The organism is Catenulispora sp. MAP12-49, assembly GCF_041262705.1.
Taxonomy (GTDB): Bacteria; Actinomycetota; Actinomycetes; order Streptomycetales; family Catenulisporaceae; genus Catenulispora.
Genome location: NZ_JBGCCP010000035.1, coordinates 100,793 through 106,993 on the forward strand (window position 1 = coordinate 100,793; position 6,201 = coordinate 106,993).

The following is a 6,201-nucleotide window of genomic DNA, read 5'->3' on the forward strand; positions in this document are numbered from 1 at the left end:
CAGCATGACAGAGTGCTGACACACATCGAGGCGCATGATGGCTGATATGCCGGCTCCGGATCCAGACGCGATGCGCGCCGTGGCGGCCTCGCTCGGCGACCGGGCGAACGCGATGGCGGCCCAGGGGCGGGTGGCAGAGGTGCCGGCGCTGTGGGAGGAGGCGATCGCCAACCTGCCCGACGAGGCGTCGCGGGCATTGATCACGCTGGCCTACGCGTGGTACCAGGCGCTGCACGGCGAGGTCGTGCACGGCATACGGCTGGCGGCCGGACTGCGCCACTGCCCGGTACCGCCGGTGAGCGGACAGGTCAGGGTTCTGGTACGGAACCGGACCCGGGTCGAGCCGGAGGTGGTGGAGTGTACGTGGCGGGCCGAGACGGGGGAGGGGCTTCCCGCGTGGGCGTTCTTCGCCGACGAGGACATCGATGACGTCGCGGCATGGATCTCTGCGCCGTCGTGGGAGGAGTCCAGGGCGCTGTACGACGCGCGGGTCAGCCGGCTGTGTTCGCAGGATGCTGATGAAATGCTCGTGGAGATCGCGTTCGGCGATCCCCGGCTGCGCAGGACGATCGCCGTGCACCGGGCGCTGCTGGCGCTCGGCGCCGAGGCCGGCTATCACTGCGTGAGCGGCCCGAAGGAGGCCTCCGAAGTCGCCGGTGCCGCGATCGCGGCCGGTGACTGGGGCGCGTTGCGGGCGTGCGGGACGATCGAGTTGGCGGTGCACGGCCGGGCCTTCCTGGGCGGCGTGCACGGGGTGACCGCGGAGCTGATGGCGGCCGGCGACACGGTGGTCTCCACCGCGATCGTCGAGCGGGTCGCGGCCTTGGCGCGGGACGCGCAGCCCTGGGAGCGGGCGCGGGTCGCCGCGGATCTGGCGGGCACCGGCAGCGCCTCGATCGCCGCTTTGCTCAGGGCGATCCCGGAATCCCTTGACGGGTAGCGTTACCAGAATCGGTAGCAGGCCATTGACATTGTCGCAGAGTACTTCGACACTCGGAAGATGTGAACGTTCCCTTCCAGCGGGCCCGGCTGCGCCGGCCCGCAGTGCTCCTTCTCGCCCTGTGCCTGAGCTCGGCAGGCTTCATGCACGGCACCGCGCGTGCCGCGACCGCGACGGCGGCTTCGACCTCGAACGCCCTGGCGGCCACCTTCGACAACGCCGGGATCAGCGACGACGCCGCGCCGACCGCGGCGAACCTGGACGGGGTCGGCTCGGCCTTCTCCGCGCAGGCGCTGGCCGCCGACGGCTGGTCGCCGGGGGCGGTGGTGACCCTGGCCGACGGGGCGCAGGTGGGCGTTCCGCAGATCGCGCCGGGCCAGAACGACGACACCGTCGCCGCCGGCCAGACGTTCGCCGACGCCGGCTCCGGCGGCGCGCTGGACCTGGTGGCGACCAGCACGAACGGCACGACGTCCGGGACCGGGACGGTGACCTACTCCGACGGCACGACGCAGAGCTTTGCGATGTCGGTGCCGGACTGGTGGACCGGGACCGTCGCGATCGCGGCGGTGGCGCCGTACCGGAACTCCACCGGCGGCCGGCAGGTGCACCAGGTGAGCCTGTTCACGACCTCGGTGCCGCTGGTGGCCGGCAAGACGGTGGCCTCGGTGACGCTGCCGCACGCGACCGGCGGCAGCGGCTCGGCGATGCACGTGTTCGCCGCGGCCTTCGCGCCGAAGCCGCCGGTGGCCGGTTTGGCGGCGGCGTTCACCAACGTCGGCATCAGCGATGACGGCAACGTCACCGGCGCCAATCTGGACGGCAACGGCAACAGCTTCTCCCAGCAGGACCTGATCGCCGCCGGCTGGTCGCCGGGCGCGCGGGTGGTGGCCGGTGCCGCGTCCTTGGCCCTGCCGCAGGTCGCGGCGGGCCAGCCGGACAACGTGGTGGCCAACGGACAGCGGATCGCCTTCTCGGCCGCTGGCAGCGCCCTGAGTTTCCTGGCCACCAGTACCGACGGCGCCGCCTCCGGTTCGGGGACGCTGACGTACAGCGACGGCAGCACGCAGAACTACACGATGGGCACGCCGGACTGGATCACCGGGGCGACGGACACCGTCGCGGTGACGCTGCCGCACTGGAACCAGACGGGCGGCCAGGCGACGGCCACGGCGAAGTTCTATGTCGAGTCGGTGCCGCTGGCGGCGGGCAAGACGCTGGCCTCGCTGACGCTGCCGACCCTGGTCTCTGCGCCGGCCGGCAACGAGCTGCACGTGTTCGCTCTTGGCGTGCGGGCCTCGGCGGGGGCGTTCAGCGGCAGTTGGGCCGCGGCGGCCGACGACGGGCTCGTGCCGGGGCCGTGGACGAACCGCACGCTGCGGATGGTGGAGCACTCCAGCGTGGGCGGCACGCAGGTGCGGGTGCGGCTGGACAACGCGTTCGTCGGCGTGCCGGTCAACGTCGGGCACGTCACGGTCGCGGTGCAGAGCAGCACCTCGGTCGCCACCGGCGCCCCGGCCACGCTGACCTTCGCCGGGAATCAGGCCACGACGATACCCGGCGGCGGCCAGGCGATCAGCGACGCGGTGCCGTTCACCGTGCCGGCCGACGCGAACCTGCTGGTGAGCGTGTACTTCCCGGGCACGGTGCAGCTGGAGTCGCAACACAGCCTGGGCATGCAGGACATGTACTCCACGGCCGACAACGCCGGGGATCAGACCGCTGATGTGAGCAACTACCCGGTGAACAACACGTTCGGCTTCTGGACGCTGCTGTCCGGCGTGGACGTGGTCCCCAGCGGCTCGGCCGTCGGAACGGTGGTCGCCCTCGGCGACTCGATCACCGACGGCGTCGGTTCGACCTACAACGGCAACGACCGCTGGCCGAACGACCTGTGGCGGCGGCTGGCGGCCAGCCAGTACCCGCACCGGGGCGTGATCGACGAGGGGATCAGCGCCAACCGGGTGGTGAGCGACGACTTCACCGGCGTCCAGGGGAGCGGGAACGGAGGAATCAGTGCACTGAGTCGCCTCGATCGCGACGTCCTGAGCCAGAGCAACGTCAAGACCCTGCTGATCCTCGAGGGCGTCAACGACGTCAAGTCGGGCACTTCGGCCGACGCGGTCATCGCCGGCCTGAAGCAGATCGCCGCCGAGGCGCACGCCCAGGGCATCACGGTGATCGCCGCGACCGTCACCCCCTTCGAGGGCTACAGCGCCTGGACGAGTGCCTACGAGACGCAGCGGCAGGCGGTGAACAGCTTCATCCGCAGCAGCGGCGGCGTGTTCGACAGCTACGTCGACTTCGACGCGGCGGTGCGCGATCCGGCGAACCCCGACGCGCTGCTGGCGGCGTATGACAGCGGCGATCACCTGCACCCGAGCTCGGCGGGGTATCAGGCGATGACGAATGTGGTGGATCTGTCGAAGCTGTGAGCTCGGGTGAGGGGTTAGACAGAGCTCGTTGACGGGTCGGTCGCGGCTTGAGCGATGAGCTGCGCCGTCTGGTGCCCGGCGGACAGAACACGGTCGGAATCGCTGGGTACGCAGCGGCACAGCTCCGGGTCGTAGACGGTCATGACGACGCCGGCGTGATCCGCGTCGAGCTCGGTGAGGGTGGTCGGCCAGTTCCGGCGGCGCAGGGCCGCGTGCAGGGCGCGGGCTTGCGCGACGTCGACCATCGTGTCGGCGGTGCCGTGAACCTGGTGGATGGGGATGGGTGAGGACGCCGGTTCGTCGCTGTTGGCGAGCCGGTCCATCGCCGCCCGGCCGGTGAGCGGATCCGGGGTGGTGTAGCCTCCGGCCACCGCGACGACAGCTCGGGGCCGCCAGCCGTCGAGCGCCGCGGGGTCCAGGGCGACCGCCACCGCCGTCTTGCCGCCCAAGGACCAGCCGGCGAGCGTGGCCGACGCCGCGTCGCCGCCGAAGTCGGCTGCGTGCTCCCGGATGAAGGTGACGGACTCGCGCAGGTGGGTACGCCCGGCGTCCTCAGCGTCGGGCCGCCAGTCGGGGACGAAGCACACGACGCCCTCGGCGGCCGTCGCCAGGGCGAGGGGTGCGAGGACGTCGCGTTCGTCCGGTCCTTTTCCGTGCCACAGCAGCACGATGGGGGAGGCCTGGCTGCCCGTGTCGGGGCAATACGCATCCAAGCGCTGGCCGCCGGCACCGAAGGGGACCCCGCTGATCACTGAGACGTTCACTGTTCCTCTATACCTCTTCGGGGCTGGCGAGGTGGCGCAGCTGCCGCACCGGATGAGCGCGTGGCAGTTCGGCCTCCGGTGCGTAGTCCGGCCAGTGGATGAGCCCGCGGAGGGCGAAGCCGGTGCGGTAGAGCCAGAGGCGCTCGGGCGTGGTGGCCAGGGCGGGGTAGGCCTCGGTGAGCCAGGGCACGATGGCCGGGCGTCCGTTGTCGGGGCGCTGGCGGTCGGTCCAGGCCCAGAACGCCGGCAGCGTGAGGTCTATGTCGCGCGGGCCGAGGCGGGCCCATTCGAAGTCCAGGAGCGCGATGACGCGGCCGTCCTCGATCAGGACGTTGGCCGGGGTGCAGTCGGCGTGCACGAGGACGTCGGTACCGCGGTCGATCGGCAGGATGGCCGCGGCCGTGGCCGACAAGCGGGCGGCGATCCGGTCCAGGACGTCCGCGTCCACGTACGGCCGGCCCCGGGCGTGGTCGATGAGCCGGTGCAACTGGGCGGCGGCCAACGGTGTCAGGGTACTGGCGGCGATGCGTATCGGGTCGGCTTCGGTGTCGGCGGCCTCGGCGGCGCGGTAGCGCTCCAGGACCGCCGCCGGCGGTTGCCAGTCGTGCAGCCGCCGGATGATATCGGCCAGCTGCCGGACGTAGTCGCGCAGCACCGGCGCGGGCTCGGACTGCCAGGCGTGCCACAGCGACGTCGCATGATGGCGCTTGACCAGCATCCAGCTCACCGCGTCGTCACGGCCGGAGTCCAACACCCGCGGCCCCGGCACGCCGTCCGGCAACGCCACCGCGAGTTCGGCCTCCCGCACCAGCCGGTCGACGTCGCCGCGCCAGCACACGCGCAGCACCGCGTCCGGCAGGAGCCAGGCGTCGTTGGAGCCGCTCTCGACGAACACCTCGTCCCCGGTCAGCGCCAACCCGGCCGACCGCGCGACCCGCACCAACCGCTGCCGCGCGACCGCCTCGTCCCACGGCCAGCGCGGTGTGCCGTCGATGACCGGGACTTCGCCGTCGGGGAGGTTGTAGGGGCCTGTGAAGCGGGCGATGTCGGCGGCGGTCGTCATTCTTGGAGGTTAGCGGCCGACTGACACAGGGGGCTGAGCCTTTTTGACGGCTGTGTGTCCTGAACGCGAAGGGGGCTCGTTGTAGGGGAGTTCTCTGGAGCGGTGCTGCTCGGACGATGAAGGTTTGGCCCTTCGGAGTCGCCCTGCGGAGGGAGGCTTCAAACCGCCTCGTGCTGCGTTGGCTGAAGACCGTCGTGGTGAGCGATCGAGGAAAAGGCACCTGTTGAGGTGTCAGGTGGGGACCGGGAAGGCGAACGTGAGTGAACCACTGCTGACGTGTCGAAAGAAAATCAGGTGGCATCGAAACCGGGGCGTAGTCGTGGTCCCGGGATGAGCCTGGCGGATATCCGCTTACTGGCCAGGTGGTGTCCGGCATGAAGGTGGCGTGAGCCCGGTCTGCGGCGTTCGAGTGGAACTGGAGAAGGCGTATGCGGATGCAGCCTCGCCGTGGGTGGGGCGACAGGGGAGGGTCATCGCGGTCCAGGCGTGGGCCTGTAGGCGGTGGCTGTTGAGTACCCGTTGCCGGATGCGCCGGCGGACCGGCTCGTAGTAGCGGTGATGGTCCTGTAATGGGGCTGGAGCAAAGGGGCCGGGTCGTTCGTGACCTGTTTGTTCGATCAACTTCAGACCTGGTGTCTGGGGGAGGAGTCGGGTGGACGAGTTGAAAGCGCCGGACAAGCCGTTCGTGATTTCGAAGTGGGCTGTCCAGGCGGCGTGGGAGAAGGTGAAGGCGAACCAGGGCGCATCTGGGGTGGATGGGCGGTCGATCGAGGCGTTTGAGAAGGATCTGAAGAATAATCTGTTCAAGATCTGGAATCGGATGTCCTCGGGGTCGTACTTCCCGCCGCCGGTGAAGGCCGTTGAGATCCCGAAGGCGCATGGGGCGGGCACCAGGGTGTTAGGTGTGCCGACGGTGTTGTCATACTGCGCCTCCTGTGGTGGTGGTTGGGGTTTCGGGGTCCAGGCGGAAGGATTCCGCGAGGCGTTGGCGGTAGATCT

4 protein-coding genes and 1 pseudogene are annotated in these 6,201 nt (G+C 70.3%); 3 read left to right on the forward strand and 2 right to left on the reverse strand.

Annotated elements, in window-relative coordinates; all coding sequences use genetic code 11:
- Window positions 1-46 precede the first annotated feature (46 nt).
- Window positions 47-940 (forward strand): hypothetical protein, encoded by an 894-nt coding sequence (locus tag ABIA35_RS40005; protein ID WP_370361402.1) that lies wholly within the window; start codon window positions 47-49, stop codon window positions 938-940.
- 62 nt (window positions 941-1,002) lie between these two features.
- Entirely contained in the window at window positions 1,003-3,375 is a 2,373-nt protein-coding gene (locus ABIA35_RS40010) for a GDSL-type esterase/lipase family protein (protein WP_370334656.1), read from the forward strand.
- Window positions 3,376-3,389: 14 nt separating this feature from the next.
- On the opposite strand, the gene ABIA35_RS40015 is transcribed toward ABIA35_RS40010, so the two are convergent.
- Window positions 3,390-4,139 (reverse strand): alpha/beta hydrolase, encoded by a 750-nt coding sequence (locus tag ABIA35_RS40015; protein WP_370361403.1) that lies wholly within the window; start codon window positions 4,137-4,139, stop codon window positions 3,390-3,392.
- A 7-nt stretch (window positions 4,140-4,146) separates the two neighbouring features.
- A complete protein-coding gene (locus ABIA35_RS40020; RefSeq protein WP_370334652.1) occupies window positions 4,147-5,202 on the reverse strand; it encodes a phosphotransferase family protein in 1,056 nt (351 codons plus the stop codon).
- Window positions 5,203-5,854: 652 nt separating this feature from the next.
- Here ABIA35_RS40020 and ABIA35_RS40025 point away from each other — a divergent pair.
- A pseudogene (locus tag ABIA35_RS40025) lies at window positions 5,855-6,201 on the forward strand (hypothetical protein); the annotation flags it as partial.